This window comes from Bradyrhizobium sp. UNPF46 (assembly GCF_006658625.1).
In the GTDB taxonomy this organism is placed as follows: domain Bacteria; phylum Pseudomonadota; class Alphaproteobacteria; order Rhizobiales; family Xanthobacteraceae; genus Bradyrhizobium; species Bradyrhizobium nitroreducens.
In genome coordinates, this window is the sequence record NZ_LFJB01000026.1 from 193,862 (window position 1) to 211,971 (window position 18,110).

Sequence of the window (18,110 nt, forward strand, 5' to 3'; positions counted from 1 at the left end):
GCGGTCGAGCCGTCGCCCGCCGGCTCAGGTGATGTGGAAGATGAAATCGCCGGCCTTGAGATTCGCTGCAAGGACGTCCTTCAGCAACAGCGACTCGTGCTCGACGATCGTCGGCCCGTCGCGCTGAGTGATCTGTTGCTGCCAGGTCACCAGCGTATCATCGGACTGCTGGACGATCGAGAGATTGCCGAGGGAGCTGACATCCGAGAACTGCCGCAGGTCGATCTTGTCGAGGCCCGTCGTGAAATCGGTGATGGTATGCGAAAGCTCGGTGACGGGATGCCCGTTGCCGTCGTACAGCAAGCCCGGCGCAAACACGAACTGATCCTTGGCGCCGCCGCCGGTCAGCGTGTCGTTGGTGTCGGTCGCGAAGATGACGTCCTTGCCGCTGGTGCCTGCCAGCGTGATGCCCTGGCTCGTGTCGCCGGCCTCGTTGAAGATGAAGTTGACCGTATCGGAAAGGCCTGTGGTCTTGTCCAGAACCGTCAGCGTGATCTGGTCGATGGCCGGCGGTGTCTCACCCGGATCATAGGTGATGCCGTCCGTGAGGAGCAAATTGACGTCGTCGAGGCTACCGCTCGCCAACCCTGGAGAGACCGTGCTGTCGGGATCATGCACGGTCACGGCCGTGATCTTGAAATCGTCTGTCGCGGCGCCGGGATCGGTATCGACCACCGAGAGGCCGGTGACGCTGTCCGTGTTGCTCTCGTTGTCGTGCCAGACTTGGAAGCGCGTGGTGTCGATGACTGGGCCGCTGGCGTCGTCCGCGCCGGTCACGTCCACCGTGAGCGTGGCCGTGCCGGTCGCACCGTGCACGTCCGTGGTCTGAACCGTAAACGTGTCGCCGTAGGAGCCTTCCGGCAGCGCGTTGATGGCCTCCGCATTGGCAACGTAGCTGTAGCTGCCGTCCGAATTGACCGTCAGCGAGCCGTAGAGCCCTGCAACGGTCGTCGCCGCATGATGATCCGCATTGAGGACGGCGTAGGTCAGCGTCGCCGTCTCGCCGGTATCGGCATCGTGGCCGGCCAGCGTGCCGGTCAGGTCGGAGAAGGTGTCGGGAGCCGCGGTATCCGCGAGCGTGCCGATGTGGAGATCGGCCAGCGTCGGCGCGTCGTTGCTGCCGACGATGTTGACGGTGACGATTGCGCTCGTGCCGGCACCCTGGGCATCCGACGGAACGATGGTGTATTGCAGCGACAGCGTCTGGCCGGCGGCGAGGAAGTCGAAGGCTTGGCCGCCCGAATTGAACTGCCAAGTGAACTGGGCGTGAGTCGCCGTGCCGTCGAGGATGTCGCCGGACGGGACGGAGAGATAGTTCAACAGGGCTTCATGCGACAGCCCTCCGACGCTGCCGGTCTGCGTCACGCCGTCGAGGGTAACCTGCACCTCACTGACCGCCACGCTGACGTGATCGGTGGCGTCGACGTCGGACAAGATCAGCGTACCGGACTTGGCCAGCCCCTCATTGGTCTCCTTGAGGTCGGCAAGGTCGATGTCGAGGCTTTGGGCGGGGTTGACCGAATTGACGACGGTGTTGCCGCTGCCGCCGAGCTGGTAATACGCGGCCAGATTCGTCTCGTGGCCGGTGAGTGCGGTGAAATCGATCGACTGGATCTGCGTTTGCGTGAGCGCGTCGGTCCAGACGCTGACATCTGCGATCGAGCCATAAAAGCCTTCCGCGCCAAAACCCGCCGAGCCCGGCTCGCTCGCGGCGCCTATCATCATGTAGGAGTGCGACGGGTTCGACACACTGCCGTCGATCGGGTTGACCGACCATGCCTGCGAATATTCGAGATGGCCGTCGAGATAGAGCTTAAAGGTGCCGTTCTCGCGGGTCAGCGCGATGTCGTGCCACTGCGACGCGGCGATTGCCACGCCGGTATCGGCGATCTGGACGCCGCCCGCGAGGATCTGCAGCTCCAGCGTGCCGTTGGCATTGACCGTGCCGAGGAGGCCGAAGCCCGTCGTCGAGGTATTGCCGTTGTAGAACAGGATCTGGCCGTGACCAGCCTCGGCGCCCCCGTTCCAGTTCACCCGGCCATCCAGCGTCACGTCATCGGTGGCGACCGTCGGCGCGGCGCCGACCGCGATGGTGTGGCCGTCGAAGCCCATGTCGTCCGACGTGGCATAGGAGACGGCCGGCGCGTCGTTGGTGCCAGTGATGGTGACGGTGACGTCCTTGCTGACCTTGCCGCCGTGCTGGTCGTCAAACGTGACGGTGTAGACTTGCGTGATGGTCTGGCCTTCCGCCAGCGACTGCAGCACGGGATCGCTGTTGTCGAGGGTAAAGTGCCAGCCGAGCGTGGCGCCATTGTCGGTGTCCGTCGCGGATTCCGACACCGCATCGATCGAGAACGTGCCGATATGCGAACTCGCTCCGAAGCCCGGCAGGTCCGAGCTGGTGGACGAGGATTTGAACGACCATGCCGCAGTGTGAGTGTCGGTCAGGTCCAAATCCTGAATCGCAAGCGTGCCTTCGGCCGTGAGCGAGGCGCTGGCATCCTCCGTGATCGCGCCCTTTGCGGCGTCGATATCGCTCGTGATGGTCGGCGCGTCATTGACGCCCGTGATCGTCACGGTGACGTCCTTGCTGACGGTGCCGCCATGATGATCGTCGAACGTGACGGTGTAAACCTGGGTGATGGTCTGCCCTTCCGCCAGCGACTGCAGCATCGCGTTGCTGTTGTCGAGCGTGAAGTGCCACTGCAGCGTCGCGCCATTGTCGGTGTCGGTGACGGATTCGAGCACCGACGGATCGATCGTGAAGGTGCCGAGATTCGTGCTGTCGGCATCGAAGCCCGGCAGGGCCGAGCTGATGGACGACGACTTGAACACCGCTTCCGCCGTGTGGGTGTCGATCAGATCGAGATCCTGGATCGCCAGCGTGCCGTCGATCGCCAGCGTCAGACCGGCGTCCTCGACGACATGACCGGTCGCCGCCTCGGCATCGCTGGTGATCGTCGGCGCGTCGTTGACGCCGGTGATCGTAACCGTGACATCCTGCGTGACCGTCGCGTTGTGATTGTCGGTGAAGGTGACGGTGTAGACCTGGGTGATGGTCTGCCCTTCGGCCAGCGACTGCAGCATCGCATTGCCGTTGTCGAGCGTGAAGTGCCAGCCCAGCGTCGCGCCGTTGTTGGTGTCCGTATTGGATTCGAGCACCGACGAATCGATCGTGAAGGTGCCGATATTCGTGGCACCCTCGACAAAGCCGGGCAGATGCGCGTCCGAGGACGACGACTTGAACACCGCATGCGCGGTATGGGTGTCGATCAGGTCGAGATCCTGAATCGCCAGCACGCCGTCGATCGACAGCGTCAGGCCGACATCCTCGATCACCTTGCCCGTTGCCGCCGCGGTGCTGCTGGTCACGGTCGGCGCGTCGTTCTTGCCGGTGATGACCACCGTGACGTCCTGGGTGACGGTTCCACCGTGATGGTCGTCGACCGTCACGGTGTAGACCTGCGTGATGGTCTGGCCTTCGGCCAGCGACTGCAGCACCGGATTGTTGTCGTCGAGCGTGAAGGTCCAGCCCACCGAGCCGCGGGAGCTGGCACCCGGACTTTCGACCACCGGATCGAGCGCGAACGTGCCGATATGCGACGTGCCGTCGCTGAAGCCGGGCAGATGCGCGCTCGAAACCGTCGACTTCAGCACGTAGCTCGCGGTGTGCGTATCGGTGAGATCGGGGTCGTTGAAGGCAATGGTGCCGTTGGCAGCCAGCGTGGTCGAATCATCTTCGGTCACCGCACCGGCCGGATTGGTGTCTTCTCCGACGATCGTCGGCACATCGTTGGTGCCCTCGACATTGACGTCCGCGCCGTTGATGGACACGGTGATCGGCGTGCTGACGACACCGCCGTGCCCGTCATCGACCTGCACCACATAGTTCAGGGTCAGCGTCTCGCCTTCGGCGAGGAAATCGAACAGATGATCGGGAACACTGTAGGCCCAGGTGGCCGAACCGTTGTTGCCGTTCCCCGCGCCCTGCACCACCGTCAGCGGCACCTCGACCGCGGCGATCGCCGCCAGCTGCTGCGGCGTCAGCGTCGAGGTGATGTCGTGACCTTGCGCGTCGAGATATTTGAACGGATGGGTGGACGAGAGCGCCGCGCTCACGATCGGCCGGTCGGTCAGATCGACGTCGGTGAAGGTGACCGTGCCGGTGATGGTGTCGAGAGCCTCGTTGCCGGTGCCGACCTTCTCGATGACCGTGCCACCCGACGTCGCCACCGTGGGCTTGTCGTTCGTCCCCGTGACCGTGATCGTGATCGGGATGAACTTGCTCTCGGGGTTGACGGCGAAATTGGTGTCGACCCGGACCATGTAGGTCAGCGTCAGCGTTTCGCCGGCCGCGAGGAAGTCGAAGACCTTGTCCGGGATGGTGTAGGTCCAGACCGCCGAGCCGTTGTTGTCGTTGCCGGCGTCGGGGACGACGCTGATCTGGATCAGCGTCGCCGCGATATCCTGCTTCTGCAGCGCGGAGAGCGAGCCGGTGACGTCGTGCTGACCGGCATCCTTGTAGACGTAGTTTGGCGCCTCAGCGAGGCTGATGCTGACCGTCGGCCGGTCGCCGAGGTTCTGATCGACGAATCTGATCAGGCCGGAAATCGTGTCGCTATGCGTGTCGCCGGTCGTGTCGGCACGCTCCGTCAACGCGAACGCCGACTTCACATTGCCGCTGGCGTCGAAGCTCTGCGCAATCGGCTGGCCGGGGATACGCGTGACACCCGGCGTGGAAGCGCCGGGCAGCTCCGATCCCTGCGGATTGAGGTTGACGAAGGTCGCGGTCACGACGGCGCCGGAACCCGACTTGAACACCAGGTCCTGGCTCATCGGCGTGAGCGTGTCGGTGAAGTTCGTCGTCAGCTTGGTGTTGGTGTTGTTGTCGGTGAACTTCAGCGTGAACACGTCGCTGATCAGCTTCTGGATGTCCGGCGACATCAGCGCATTGGAGATCGAGACGTTGCCGCCGCTGATCTGGATCATCTGGCCGGCCTGGTTGACCGTCGCGATCGGCAGCAGCGTGATCTTGTCGAACAGGATGTAGGAGCCCGTCGTGCCGTTCGGCTCGACCAGCACCTGGAAGCTCGCCTGCGGCTGCGGATCGCCGCCGCCGGGGGGAACCACGAAATTGATCTGGGTGAGCACCGCGGTGCCGCGGATACCCATGGTGGCGACCGGCGTGTCGATCTTCATGTCGCCGTGCTTGGCGGTCTCGCCGGCGACGAAGGTGATGGTGCCGGCGACAAGGCTCAGCAGCGAGGAATTGCTCGACCCGTTGGGGTCGTAGACCATCTCGTTCAGCACCATCCGCGCGTTGGAGGACAGGCCGAACACCGTGCCGTCGATGAAGGTGATGCCGAGGGTCGAATCCGCGCCGGTCGAGACCACGTCGCCCTTCTCGACGTTGTCGCCGTTGTTCAGGATGACCGAGACGCCATTGCGGACGGCGGTCGCGCTGCCCACGAGCTTGGTGACGTGGCCGATGACCTGGGCCGCGGCAGCGCCCGGCGCGGCTTGCGCAACCTGGACATGGCCCGTGAGCGCGTTGACGATGTCGCCGGTGAGGTGGGCGCCGTCGGGCGAGGCGAGCGCCGCACGCTTGTCGCCCCGGAAATAATCGTGAACGACGAACTCGTGCCCCTCGTGGGACAGCACGAGATCGAGACCGGTGCGCTTGAATTCGCCGTTGAAGATCAGGTTGGGGTCGGGAACGACGAACGCGCCCTCAGGCACGTGACCATGGGCTTTCGCCGTAAAGGAATCGACATGGGCGCCGGCGGGCGAGCGGGAACCCAGGCCGTCCAAGGAAATCGCGCCGTCAAACTGGCCAGCGTAATTCAACCGGGCACCGTAAAAAGGGTTAAAATTTAAGTAAGTATCGACCGCCTAAGCTTGCATAGCATTAGCAAGTCCTTAGGGATACCATCTATTGCTTGTGTGATTTCGCATCACTTGGCCCAAGGAGGCCATACGGCTGGGCACCGCTACAGAGAAGCGAAAGTAATCTCTCAAATATTCGGAAGTCGAATCCGACCTTTTTCCACGCATTTCCAGTCATCCAAAGTAACCTTCCGTATAGTCACGGAGCAGATACTTGCGTCATCTTTCCTTCGCGAGGTCCCGCGGCATCCTGCGGCAAATACGGAGTTAAATCTGTGACCTAACTAACAGAACCCCATGAAATAGGGGGTCGTTAGCCATAGGACCCAGATTCGGCACGCCTCACAACTTGTGCCTGCAATTGGTTCCATTTCGCGGCAGCACGACACCTCCTAGCCCGCGAATCGTAAAATTTTACGCAATTTGGCCAGGCGCATTTCAGCCTGTTCCCCGGTTTTGGGACCCCCGGCCGGCGCGTTAAGCAGAACAAAACGGCCGATCTCGCACTATCTCCGCGAAAGCAACAGCCCGGCACGCCGAGGTCGAGGGGGACCTGGCGAAGCCTGGGAAGGGGATGTCAGATGGAGACCGCTGCTCGCTCGCGCGCCTGGCGCGCAATCCTTGTCCTGTGCGGACTGGTCCTGCTCGGATCGGCCGCCGAGCTTCGCGCCGGCACACTGCTGTCGCCGGGAGCCGGAATGCTCGTGCGCAAATCCGCCGAGCCGTTCGGCGTGTTCGCCTTCGCCATCTCGTCCGGCAGTCTCCAGCAGAAATGGTCGGCCCTGAAGAGCAGGCTCGACGACGACATGGTGCAGCTCGCACTATGCGATGGCGACCGGGACAATTGCGCCTCGCCCGCAGCCCTGAAACTGCTTGGCATCGTCGACCAGGCCCGCGCCCGCGACGGCCGGGCGCGGCTCGGCGAGACCAACCGCGCCATCAACCTCGCCATCCGGGCCGCCAACGACGGCCTTGACGACGTCTGGAGCTCGCCGCTTGCGACCTTCGCCCGCGGTGCCGGCGACTGCGAGGACTACGCCATCGCCAAGCTGGCCGCGCTGCGGCTGGCAGGCATTGCCGCCGAAGACCTTCGTATCGTCGTGGTGCGCGACGTCAGGGCCGGCGAAGAGCATGCGGTTGCCGCAGCAAGGCTCGACGGCCACTGGCTGATGCTCGACAACCGCCGCATGGCGATGGTCGAGGATGGAGCTGCACGGAGCTACCAACCGCTGTTCACACTCTACCAGTCGGCCGTGATGAAATATGTCGACGAGCCGGTGCAGGTCTCGGTGGCGGCCGCCGAGGCGCGTTGATTCCCACGGGCGACATCCGCCACAAACCCATTTCGCCGCGCGATCCCAGACGCTAGCATGGCGCCTTCCATGCGGGGGCGACTGGAATGCGGTTCATCGTGCTGTCTGTGCTTGCGCTGCTGGCGCTCGCCGTTCCCGCGTCCGCACAGCCCGCCCCCTCTCTCGTCGACCGGCTGCCGCTGTTTGCCAGGAACAACTGCCAGCAGATTCGCGACCCCGGCAATCAATTGTTCTGCGGCGATCCCACGCTGGCCGCCGCCGCCGAGAAGCTGAACACGGCGATCGAGGCGCGGCTCGCCCGCCTGCCCGATCGCTTGCCCGCGATCGAGGAGAATGCGATCTGGATCCGCCAGCGCAATCTCAGCTGCGGCATCGTCGGCCAGACCGCGGTCCGCATCGACGATCTCGATCGGGTGAAGGCGTGCCTGCTCAAGGTGACCGAGGAGCGCGCCGCAATCGTGGGCGATCCTGATTTCGACTGCCTCGCGGCCAACACCGCAGCCGGCGCCCTGATCTGTGCAGATCCATCGCTGGCGCAGGCCGAGACCGAGCTCAATGGCCAGGTGCGCACTCTGATCGGCAAGCTGGACCCGACCGCCGCGCGCTTTGCCTTCGCCGAATATGGCAGGTGGACCCGCGAGCGCGACCGCAAATGCAATCTCGTCGGCAAGGAGAACGTGCCGCTGCAGGAGCTCGAATCCGCGGAAGATTGTCTCGCCGAGCATTTGAAGCGCAGGACCGACGAAATCCGCGCGGCAAAGGGAGATCCCAAGAAGGTGTTCGGCCGGCAGGTCGCGGCCCGCATCCCCGACACCGACGCCATCGACTTCTGTGCGGCGCGGATCCATGCGGCCAATTCCTGCGGCAGTTTCCTCCGCATCAACCGCGTCTACGCGCTCGACAGCCAGGTGACCGAGCAGGAGGCGCAGGTCACGGGCGAGATCGAGATGGCCGTGCTGGCGCCTTTCACCATGTGCAGCAAGGTCGCCTCCACCTGCACCGGCACCTGCTGGGACGCCAGGACGGGTCTTCCGCAGCCAGGCGCCGCCAACAGGGAGCGTGCGGCAGAAGCCTTCAACGTGACGCGCCGCCTGCGCATCCAGCGGACCTTCGCGTTTGTCAAAGCCGCCGACGGCTGGCGCTGCCGCGAGGACGAGCTGGCGCCGGTGAATTCAGGCACCGCGAGCGGGGGGTCGTGAGTTTCCCTTACCCTCCCCTGGAGGGGGAGGGTCGCTACGCATGTAGCGAAGCGAAATGCGTGGCGGGGTGGGGTGACAGTCTCTCCACAACGAAGGCTGTGCCTGCGTGAAGAGATCACCCCACCCCGCTCGCGCTGCGCGCGATCGACCCTCCCCCTCCAGGGGAGGGTGAACGCGAAGCATCAGAACATCAGATTGTCCTTGACCAGCACCCAGCGGCCGCCCTTGACCTGCTGCACCTGGGTGATCGTGTTGGCGAGGTGGTCGGTCTTGGAGAACTTGGTCGGCGGCGAGTTGAAGATGTCGAGGAATTTTTCGCCCGACTCCAGCGAGTCCAGCATCTTCTGCCCCGTGAGATCCTTGCCCGCCTTCTGCGCATAAAAGGCAAACGTCATCATCGCATTGTAGCCGATGATCGCCTGCGTGTTGGCGTCGGTGCCGAACATCTTCTTGTAGTTGACGAGCCAGTCCTTGACCTTGCCCTTCGCGGTGTCCTCGTAAGGGATCTCGAAGCCGCTTGCGGCGTAGAGGCCTTCGACCGCCTCCTTGCCGAGCATCGGCACTTCCATCACGTTGGTGGGCGTGGCGCCTAGGAAGGTGACGTCCCAGCCGAGCTTCTTGGCCTCGGTCATGGCGCCGATCGGCTCACGCAGCACTGCCCCGAGCACGACGAGGTCGCAGCCGTCGGACTTCATCTTGGCGATCTGAGCGCTAAAGTCGGAGGCGCCGCGCTTGTAGCTCGTGATCGACGCCGGCTGCACCTTCATGGCGGTGAGCTGCTGGTTGAAGCCGTCGAGCACGTTCTTTCCGTACTCGTCGTCCTGATGCATGATGCAGGGCTTCTTGAAGTTCTTCCACTCCATCATGTATTTCAGCGCCGCGCGCGTGCTCTCGACATAGGGCAGCAGGTTGTTGAACTTGAGCCGTTCCTGCGGCTTGGCCGGATCGAACTTGAAGGTGAACTCGGCGGCGGTCAGCGGGAAGAGCTGAAGCACGCCGGCGTCGAGCAGGATGTCCTGCGCGGCGAGCACGGTCGGCGACCCCATCGGCCCGACCATCGCGAAGATCTTGTCCCGCTCGATCAGTTTTTGCGAGGCCAGCACGGCCTTCTTCGGATCATAGCCGCTGTCCTCGACGACCAGGCGGATCTTGCGGCCGTTGACGCCGCCGGCCGCGTTGATCTCCTCGACCGCCATCTTCATGCCGTTGGAGACCGGGACGCCCCAGCCCTTGATCGGGCCCGAGAGATCCTGGTGGGTGCCGACGACGATCTCGCTTGCCGAGATGCCCTCGTTGGTGACCTTGGTTTGCGCCGTGGCCGGCAGACAGGTGAGCACCACGGCACTCACAGCGAGGCCGAACGCGCTGAACGATTTCGACATTGACGTCTCCTCTCCTAAAGGCCCGTGTTACGCGGAGGGCGGGGGCCGTCGCTCCTTCGCTTTCCCAAATCCGACTTTTCTCTCTTGCACATGCCCCTTCCCGGAAAACCGGTTCCCACTTTTCCGGGGCATGCGCATGCGTCACGCCACGGCGCGCTGGCGATACATCGCTTCGATCTCGGCGGCATAACGCTTGTTCACGAAGCCGCGTTTCAGCTTCATGGTCGGCGTCAGCTCCTCGTCCTCCGGCGTGAGCTGGCGCTCGATGAGGTAGAACTTCTTGATGGTCTCGACGCGGGCGAAATTGCCGTTGACCTGCTCGATCTCGCGGCCGATCAGGTCCTGGATCTCCATGGCTCGGCACAGGCTCGCATAATTGGTGAAGGGAATGTCGTGATCCTGGGCGAACTTCTCGACGTTCTCCTGGTCGATCATCACGAGGCAGGTGAGATACGGCCGCTTGTCGCCGATCACGACGGCATCGGAGATGTAGGGCGAGAATTTGAGCTGGTTCTCGATCTCGGACGGCGTGATGTTCTTGCCGCCGGAGGTGATGATGATGTCCTTCATCCGGTCGGTGATGCGGACGAAGCCTTCATTGTCGATGGTGCCGACGTCGCCGGTGTGCAGCCAGCCGCGGGAATCGATGGTCTCGGCGGTCTTCTCCGGCTGGTTCAGATAGCCCATGAACAGGAAGTCGCCCTTGATCAGGATCTCACCCTCGGGCGACAGCGCGACCTCGCCCCAGGGCACGGCGGTGCCGACCGAGCCGAGCTTGATGCGCTCGGCCGGCATCATGGTGGCGACGCCGCAATTCTCGGTCTGGCCGTAGACCTCGTGGATGTCGATGCCGAGCGCGAGATACCAGCGGATCAGTTCCGGCGCGATGGGAGCGGCGCCGGTGAAGGCGGTGCGGCAACGGTCGAGCCCGATCATGCGGCGGATGTTGCGGAATGCGACGAGGTAGGCGACGCGGTTCGCAAGGCGCAGCAGCAGCGGCGGCGCCCTGCCCTCGATCCGGCATTCGACCATGCGGTAGCCGATGTCGATGGCGCGGCGATAGACCCATTGCTGCAGCGGCGTCGCATCCTTCAGCGCGATGGTGATGGCGGAGTAGAACTTCTCCCAGATGCGCGGCACCGCGAGGAAGATGGTCGGCTGCACCTCGCGCAGATTGTCCGGCACGGTCTCCGGGCTCTCGGCGAAATTCATCACCGAGCCGAGCGCGACCGAGATGTAATAGCCGCCGATGCGCTCGGCGACGTGGCAGAGCGGCAGGAAGATCAGCCGGTCCTCGTCCTCTCGCGCCGGGATGAAGTCATTGGCGTGCCGCATCTGGTGCGTGACGCTGCGGTTGGCGTGCATGGCGCCCTTGGGCGGACCGGTCGTGCCTGATGTGTAGACGAGGATGGCGAGATCGGCGGCGCTGCGGCTGTCGATCATCTCCTGCCACAGCGCCTCGCGGCCGACCATGTGATTGCGGCCGAGTGCACGAAACTCGTCGAGCGACATCACCATGTCGTCGGTGAAACCGCTGAGACCCTCCATGTCGAACACGATGATCTTGTGGAGGCTCGGGCAACGCGCGCGGCAGGCGAGGATCTTGTCGAGCTGCTCTTCGTCCTCGGCGAAGATCACTTTCGTTTTGGAATCGTTGACGAGATATTCGACCTGGGACGAGGCGTCGGTCGGATAGATGCCCGAGGAGACGCCGCCCGCGCAGAGGACGCCCATGTCGGCGTGGACCCATTCCGGGACGGCGTTGGCGATGATGGAGGCGACGTCGCCGGGCCGGAAGCCGGAGGCATGAAGCGCGTAGGCGATCTCCTTGGAAATCTCCAGCCATTCGCGCCAGCTGGTCGGCTGCCAGATCCCGAACTTCTTCTCGCGGATCGCCGGCCTGTCGCCCCGCATCTCGGCGGCGCGCAAAAAGCTCTTTGCGATCGTATCAGCGACCGTCAGCACCGCCGTTCGGGCCATGCGCCTCTCCTCCCTGTCGCCTGCCTCCGCTGCCTGCCTTGCCGGCGGTCTTGATTGCGGATGGCAAGCTCATCTTACTGCCAGCTTGTCCTCACCGCCACGTCTTCTTCTTTTTCCAACGCCGCTCGCCTCGCGCGCCTGCTTCCTTGGCGCCAAGGTAGAACTCCTGGATGTCCTGGGAATGCATCAAGCGGTCGCAGCTGTCGTTCATCACGATGCGGCCGATCTCGAGCACATAGCCGTAATGCGCGGTCTCCAGCGCCACCTTGGCGTTCTGCTCGACCAGCAGGATCGACATGCCCTGCTCCTCGTTGACGCGCCGGATGATGGTGAAGATCTCCTTCACCAGCAGCGGCGACAGGCCAAGCGAGGGCTCGTCGAGCAGGAGCAGCGTCGGCCGGTTCATCAGCGCGCGTCCGATCGCGAGCATCTGCTGCTCGCCGCCCGAGAGCTGGCCGGCTGGCTGGTTGACGCGCTCCTTCAGGCGCGGGAAATAGCCGTAGACGCGCTCCAGATCCTCCGCGACGCCGTCACGGTCCTTGCGCGGATAGGCGCCCATCATCAGGTTCTCGCGCACCGACAGGAATGGGAACACCTCGCGCCCCTCCGGCACGTGGCTGAGGCCGAGCCGTACGATCCGGTCGGCCTCCATGCGCTGGATCGGCTTGCCCAGAAATTCGATCGAGCCCTTCTGCGGATCGAGAATGCCCGAGATGGTCTTCAGCACCGTGGTCTTGCCGGCCCCGTTCGCACCCAGCAGCGTCACGATGCGGCCGCGCGGCACCTCCAGCGAGATGCCACGGATCGCCATGATCGGCCCGTAATAGCTCTCGATGTTGGAGAGTTTCAGGATGATATCGGTTGTCACCGCGGCATCCATGGCGTCAGGCTCCCAGATACGCGGCGATGACATCGGGGTGCTGCTGTACCTCGGTGGGCGAGCCCATGGCGAGCACCCTCCCGTAGTTCAGCGCGATGACGCGGTCGGAGACGCGGTTGACCAGCGACATGTCGTGCTCGACCATCAGCACGGTGATCCCGAGCTCACTCTTCATGTCGCGGATCCAGAACGACATGTCGTCGGTCTCCTCGACGTTGAGGCCGCTTGACGGCTCGTCGAGCAGGATCAGCTTCGGCTCCGAGCACAGCGCGCGCGCCAGCTCGATCACCTTGCGCACGCCGTAGGGCAAGCCGGAGATCAGCTTGTCGCGATAGGGTTCGAGATCGAGGAATTCGATGACCTGCTCGACTCTGCGGCGGTGCACTTTCTCGTTGGCGCGCACGCTCGGCAGGAACAGGAGCTCCTGCCAGAGCTGCGTGGTCGAGTGCCGATGGCGGCCGACCAGCAGGTTGGAGAGCACGGTGGCGTTCTCGAACAGCTCGATGTTCTGAAAGGTGCGGGCGATGCCGAGCCTGGCGATGTCGTAGGGCGGCTCCTCCGTGATGTCCTGGTCCTCGAAGAAGATACGGCCCGAGGTCGGCCGGTAGATCCGCGAGATCAGGTTGAAGATCGAGCTCTTGCCGGCGCCGTTGGGGCCGATGATCGACAGGATCTCGCCTTTCTCGACCGCGAAGGACACCGCATCGACGGCCTTGAGGCCCCCGAAATGCAGCGACAAATTCTCCGCGCGGAAATAGCTCATCGGTTCCGCTCCGACTTCACGTAGATCTTCTGCCGCTTGAAGGTGGCGCGCTTGTAGAGCGGGAACAGCTGGAAGAAGAGCTTGATCTTGAGCCAGCGGCCGTAGAGCCCGAGCGGCTCGAACAGCACGAACAGCACGATGATGATGCCGTAGATCGCGCCCTTCAGGCCATTGAGCGAGGCAAAGGCGGCGACGTTCGACTTGATGCTTCCCGCAGTGGCCGGACCGGCACCGAATGTCGCGGCGATGCCGGCGATCATGCCGGGCATGTCGTCCTTCAGATAGGTCAGGAACGGATCGATCATCACGATGAAGATTGCGCCCAGCACCGCGCCGTGCAGGCTGAAGGCGCCGCCGATCAGGATCACGATGATGAACTCGATCGAGAGCTGGAGCGTGAACATCTCCGGCGAGATGAAGGAGAGCTTGTGCGCGAACAGGACGCCCGCAAAGCCGGTGATGGCCGCGGAGATCGCAAAGGACTTCACCTTGTAGAGCGCGACATTGACGCCCATGCTGCGCGCCGCCGTCTCGCTGTCGCGGATCGCGACGAAGGCGCGCCCCGTCGGCGAGCGCAAGAGATTGAGCGTGCCGATGATGGTCAGCACCAGCACGGCAAGACAGAGATAGTAGAAGGTCGGGCTGTCGCGCGGCACGGTGACGCCGAGCAGCGACAGCGTCTTGACCCGCATGCCCTCGTTGCCGTTTGTGACGCTTTCCCACCGCGCCAGGATCTCCTCGACGATCAGGGCAAACGAGATGGTGGCGATGACGAGATAGATGCCGGTCAGGCGCAGCGCGGGAAATCCGACCATCGCACCGATGATGCCGGTCAGGCCGCCGGCGGCGAGGAAGTAGACCGGGAACGGCACGTTGTATTTCTGCAAATAGGCCGCCGTGTAGGCCCCGATGGCGAGGAACGCGGCATGCCCGAGCGAGGCTTGTCCGGTGAAGCCGGTCAGGATCAGAAGCGCAACGCCGACGGTTGCATAGATGCAGACGAAGACGAGCTGGCTCATCAGATAGCTGGAGAGCAAATAGGGCGCGATCAGCAGCAGCGCGAGCAGGACGCCGTAGGAGACCAGATAGCCCGAATGCGGGAACAGCTTGATGTCGTCCTCGTAGTCGGTCTTGAACAGGAAGCGCATGGCGTTCAGACCTTCTTGCGGACGTGATGGCCGAACAGGCCTTCGGGCTTCAGCAGCAGCACGGCGAGCAGCACGACGTAAGGCGCAACGTCCTTCCAGCCCTCGGGCAGGTAGAACCCAGCCATGCTCTCGATCACGCCGATCAGGACGCCGCCGACCACGGCCCCCGGTATCGAGCCGAAGCCGCCGAGCACGGCGGCGGGAAACGCCTTCAGGCCGAGCACGAGGCCGACATTCGAATGGATGAAGGTGATCGGCGCCAGCAGCACGCCGGCGCAGGTCGCGACCGCCGCGCTGATCGCCCAGACGACCGATACCACGCGCTTGACCGGAATGCCCATATAGTAGGCGGCGAGCATGTTCTCGGAGCTAGCCCGCATCGCGGTGCCGAGCGTGGTCTTGTTGAAGAAGAGATAGAGCAACGTGCACAGGATCATCGTCGCCGCGATCACCGACAGCTTGTCGTAGGCGAGCACCAGCGAGCCGATGCGCAGCACGCCCTGGCTGAACGGCGTCTCGATCTTCAGATCGTCGGTGCCCCAGATCATGCCGGCGATCGAGCGCAGGAAATAGCCGAGGCCGATCGTCGCCATGATGATGGAGAATTGCGGATAGCCGAGGATCGGCCGCACCACGACGCGCTCGGCCAGCATGCCGAACAACGCCATCGCCGCCACCGCACCGGCAAAGCCGATCCAGTAGTTCAGGCCCATCATGCCGATGAAGGTGAAAGCGAAGAAGCCGCCGAGCATCATCAGATCGCCCTGGGCGAAATTGACGACCTCGGTGGCCTTGTAGACGAGCACGAAGCCAAGCGCGATCAGGCCGTAGACGCAGCCGAGCGCAACACCGCTGACCAGCTGCTGAACGAAATCCAGCATTGACGCGCGTCCTCCCGATACAACCGGCGGTTCTTCCCGACCGCCTTGCCGCATCTTGTGTCCAGTCGCTACGCAGTCGTTTCGCCGCGTTAGCGCCATTTGTCCGGAACCAATTCAGCCTGAACCGCCCAGCGCTGTCAACAAACGGTGACTTGCCATTAGTCCAATCCGGATGACGGAATTTGCCGCAGTGCGATTCACCGTGCCGAAACATCTTCGGGTCATGGTCGCGAGCGATGCAAAACCGGATGGTGTGGCCGTCATGAAGCCGGACAGCTCCGCGCTGGAAGTTAAGGGGTTAACGAAGCGTTTTGACCGCTTGGCGGTCGACAGCCTCGATCTCACCATTCACGCCGGTGAATTCTATGCCCTGGTCGGCCCCAACGGCGCCGGCAAGACCACGACTCTGCGCATGGTTGCGGGCCTCTTACGCCCCGACGGCGGCGCGGTCTCGATCTTCGGCATCGATGCGCTCCAGAGCCCTGTTGCCGCCAAGCAGGTGATGGCGTGGGTCTCCGACGAGCCTATGATCTACGACAAGCTAACCCCGCTCGAATATCTCGAATTCGTCGCCGGCCTGTGGGGCATCGCGCCGTCGGTCTCGCAGCCGGTCGCGCAGGACCTGCTGGAGTCGCTCGGCCTCGCGCCGCACCGTCACGAACGCTGCGAGGGCTTTTCCAAGGGCATGCGCCAGAAAGTGGCGCTCGCCGGCGCGCTGGTGCACGATCCCCGTCTCATCATCCTGGACGAGCCGCTGACCGGGCTCGATGCGGTCTCCGCCCGCCATGTGAAGGGCCTACTCGGGATGCGCGTCCGCGCCGGCTGCACCGTCATCATGACCACGCATATTCTCGAAGTGGCCGAGCGCATGGCCGACCGCATCGGCGTGATCGCCTCGGGCCGCCTCGTCGCCGAAGGCACGCTGACCGAATTGCGCCAGCAGAACGGCCATGCCGATACCAGCCTGGAGGATCTCTTCATCGCGCTGGTGACGCTTCCGGAAGCCGCATGAGCTCGGCAACCGCGCTGTCCTGGTTTGCCCGCCACGAGCTCCGGCTCGCCTGGCGCGAATGGTTCGCCATGATGACCGGCGGGCGGCGCAAGCGGACGCGCGCCGCCATCATCGGCCTCATCTGCTTCGCCGCGCTGCTGCATTTGCCGGCCTGGGCGGTGATCGGCCGTTTCGCCGACCTGCGACTGCCGCTCGACAAATCCACGCTGATCGTGATCTCGGCGACGATCTTTCTGGCCTGGACCTTGATGCTGTCGCAGGCGATCGAATCGGTAACGCGGGTGTTCTACGCCCGCGCCGATCTCGACCTGATCATGTCCTCGCCGGCGACACTGGCCAATCTGTTCTCCGTCCGCATTGCCGCGATCGCGCTGTCCGTCACCGCGATCGCGGTGCTGTTCTCGACGCCCTTCATCGACGTGCTGGTGATCGGCGGGGGTGCGCGCTGGCTCGCGGCGTTCGGGGTGGTGGTCGCGATGGGCCTGTCGGCCGCGGCGATCGCGATCGCCGTCACCATCCTGTTGTTTCGCCTGATCGGCCCGGCGCGAACGCGCCTGATTGCCCAGATCCTGGCCGCCATTATCGGCGCCGGCTTCGTGATCGCGCTCCAGGTCGCCGCGATCATGTCCTACGGCACGCTGTCGCGCTTCACCATTTTGACCTCCGGCACCGTGGCCGCCCATGCCCCCGATATCGACAGCATCTGGTGGGGGCCGGCGCGGGCGGTGATGGGCGACAGCGAGGCGCTGCTGCTGCTCCTGGCGCTCGCCCTGGTGCTGCTCGGAAGCGTCATGGCGATGTTCTCGCACCGCTTCGCCGACACGGCGATCGATGCCGCAGCCTATGGCAGCCCCGGCAGCAGGCGGGCAAAGGAGCGGCCGTTCCGCACGGGCTCGCGGCAGCAGGCGCTACGGCGCAAGGAATTCTCGCTGCTCTGGCGCGATCCCTGGCTGATCTCGCAGACCCTGATGCAGCTGCTCTATCTGGTGCCGCCGGCCCTGCTGCTCTGGCGCAATTTTGCCGACAGCTCCGCGGCGCTGACGCTGATCACGCCCGTCATCGTGATGGCCGCGGGTCAGCTCGCCGGCGGACTGGCCTGGCTGACGATCTCGGGCGAGGACGCCCCCGACCTGGTCGCGACCGCGCCGCTGACGCCGTCAGGCGTCATCCGCGCCAAGATCGAGGTGGTGCTGATCGCGATCACCGTCATCTTCTGCCCGCTGGTTGCCGCGCTCGCTTTCGCTTCGCCTTACCAGGCCACGGTCAGCGCCGCCGCGATCATCGTCAGCGCGGCCTCCGCGACCGCGATCCAGCTCTGGTTCCGAGTCCAGGCCCGGCGCAGCCAATTCCGCCGCCGCCAGACCTCGTCGCGGCTGGCGACCTTCGCCGAAGCCTTCTCCTCGATCGGCTGGGCCGCCAGCGCCGCGCTGCTGCTCGCGCTGCCGATCGCCGGCCTCATCTGCGGCCTGATCACCGCAAGCCTCGTTGCGATCACCTGGAAATTCAGCCCTAGGCGCGAGCCATAGGTGCGACACTGACGCGCTGTTGATCCCACCCCATTGGCGAGGCGCTGCATTGCACGCTAGAGCGTTTTCGAGCGAAGTGGACACCGGTTCGCGTGAAGAAAACGCGTCAAAACAAGAATCTAGAGCTTCGGTTCTGATTC

The 18,110-nt window shown here is 64.1% G+C and carries 11 protein-coding genes; 4 read left to right on the top strand and 7 right to left on the bottom strand.

Annotated features, from left to right (window positions below):
- Window positions 1-24 precede the first annotated feature (24 nt).
- Window positions 25-5,847, bottom strand: coding sequence for a VCBS domain-containing protein (locus tag UNPF46_RS12215; RefSeq protein ID WP_502705488.1), 5,823 nt, complete (start codon window positions 5,845-5,847; stop codon window positions 25-27).
- A 620-nt stretch (window positions 5,848-6,467) separates the two neighbouring features.
- On the opposite strand from UNPF46_RS12215, the gene UNPF46_RS12220 reads away from it, so the two are divergent.
- Both UNPF46_RS12220 and UNPF46_RS12225 read left to right on the top strand, forming a co-directional pair.
- The gene (locus tag UNPF46_RS12220; RefSeq protein ID WP_100175120.1) at window positions 6,468-7,199 is read left to right on the top strand and encodes a transglutaminase-like cysteine peptidase; all 732 of its coding nucleotides are present in this window, start codon (window positions 6,468-6,470) and stop codon (window positions 7,197-7,199) included.
- Between the two features lie 86 nt (window positions 7,200-7,285).
- Window positions 7,286-8,398, top strand: coding sequence for a lysozyme inhibitor LprI family protein (locus UNPF46_RS12225; RefSeq protein WP_142250174.1), 1,113 nt, complete (start codon window positions 7,286-7,288; stop codon window positions 8,396-8,398).
- Window positions 8,399-8,580: 182 nt separating this feature from the next.
- Here the strand turns inward: UNPF46_RS12225 and UNPF46_RS12230 are convergent, their stop codons facing one another.
- The 6 genes from UNPF46_RS12230 to UNPF46_RS12255 all read right to left on the bottom strand — a co-directional run bounded on the left by UNPF46_RS12230 (window position 8,581) and on the right by UNPF46_RS12255 (window position 15,432).
- The gene (locus UNPF46_RS12230; RefSeq protein WP_100175118.1) at window positions 8,581-9,780 is read right to left on the bottom strand and encodes an ABC transporter substrate-binding protein; all 1,200 of its coding nucleotides are present in this window, start codon (window positions 9,778-9,780) and stop codon (window positions 8,581-8,583) included.
- A gap of 141 nt (window positions 9,781-9,921) precedes the next feature.
- The gene (locus UNPF46_RS12235) at window positions 9,922-11,760 is read right to left on the bottom strand and encodes an AMP-dependent synthetase/ligase (protein ID WP_142250175.1); all 1,839 of its coding nucleotides are present in this window, start codon (window positions 11,758-11,760) and stop codon (window positions 9,922-9,924) included.
- A 91-nt stretch (window positions 11,761-11,851) separates the two neighbouring features.
- Complete coding sequence (locus UNPF46_RS12240) at window positions 11,852-12,640, bottom strand: ABC transporter ATP-binding protein (protein WP_100175116.1); 789 nt, start codon at window positions 12,638-12,640, stop codon at window positions 11,852-11,854.
- A 4-nt stretch (window positions 12,641-12,644) separates the two neighbouring features.
- A complete protein-coding gene (locus tag UNPF46_RS12245) occupies window positions 12,645-13,403 on the bottom strand; it encodes an ABC transporter ATP-binding protein (protein ID WP_142250176.1) in 759 nt (252 codons plus the stop codon).
- Entirely contained in the window at window positions 13,400-14,551 is a 1,152-nt protein-coding gene (locus tag UNPF46_RS12250; RefSeq protein ID WP_100175114.1) for a branched-chain amino acid ABC transporter permease, read from the bottom strand. Before UNPF46_RS12250 ends, UNPF46_RS12245 begins: the two co-directional genes overlap by 4 nt.
- A gap of 5 nt (window positions 14,552-14,556) precedes the next feature.
- Entirely contained in the window at window positions 14,557-15,432 is an 876-nt protein-coding gene (locus tag UNPF46_RS12255; RefSeq protein WP_100175113.1) for a branched-chain amino acid ABC transporter permease, read from the bottom strand.
- A gap of 262 nt (window positions 15,433-15,694) precedes the next feature.
- On the opposite strand from UNPF46_RS12255, the gene UNPF46_RS12260 reads away from it, so the two are divergent.
- Entirely contained in the window at window positions 15,695-16,444 is a 750-nt protein-coding gene (locus tag UNPF46_RS12260) for an ABC transporter ATP-binding protein (protein WP_174719269.1), read from the top strand.
- Window positions 16,441-17,970 (top strand): permease, encoded by a 1,530-nt coding sequence (locus UNPF46_RS12265; RefSeq protein WP_142250177.1) that lies wholly within the window; start codon window positions 16,441-16,443, stop codon window positions 17,968-17,970. The genes UNPF46_RS12260 and UNPF46_RS12265 overlap by 4 nt, the downstream gene beginning before the upstream one ends.
- The last annotated feature ends 140 nt before the right edge of the window (window positions 17,971-18,110 follow it).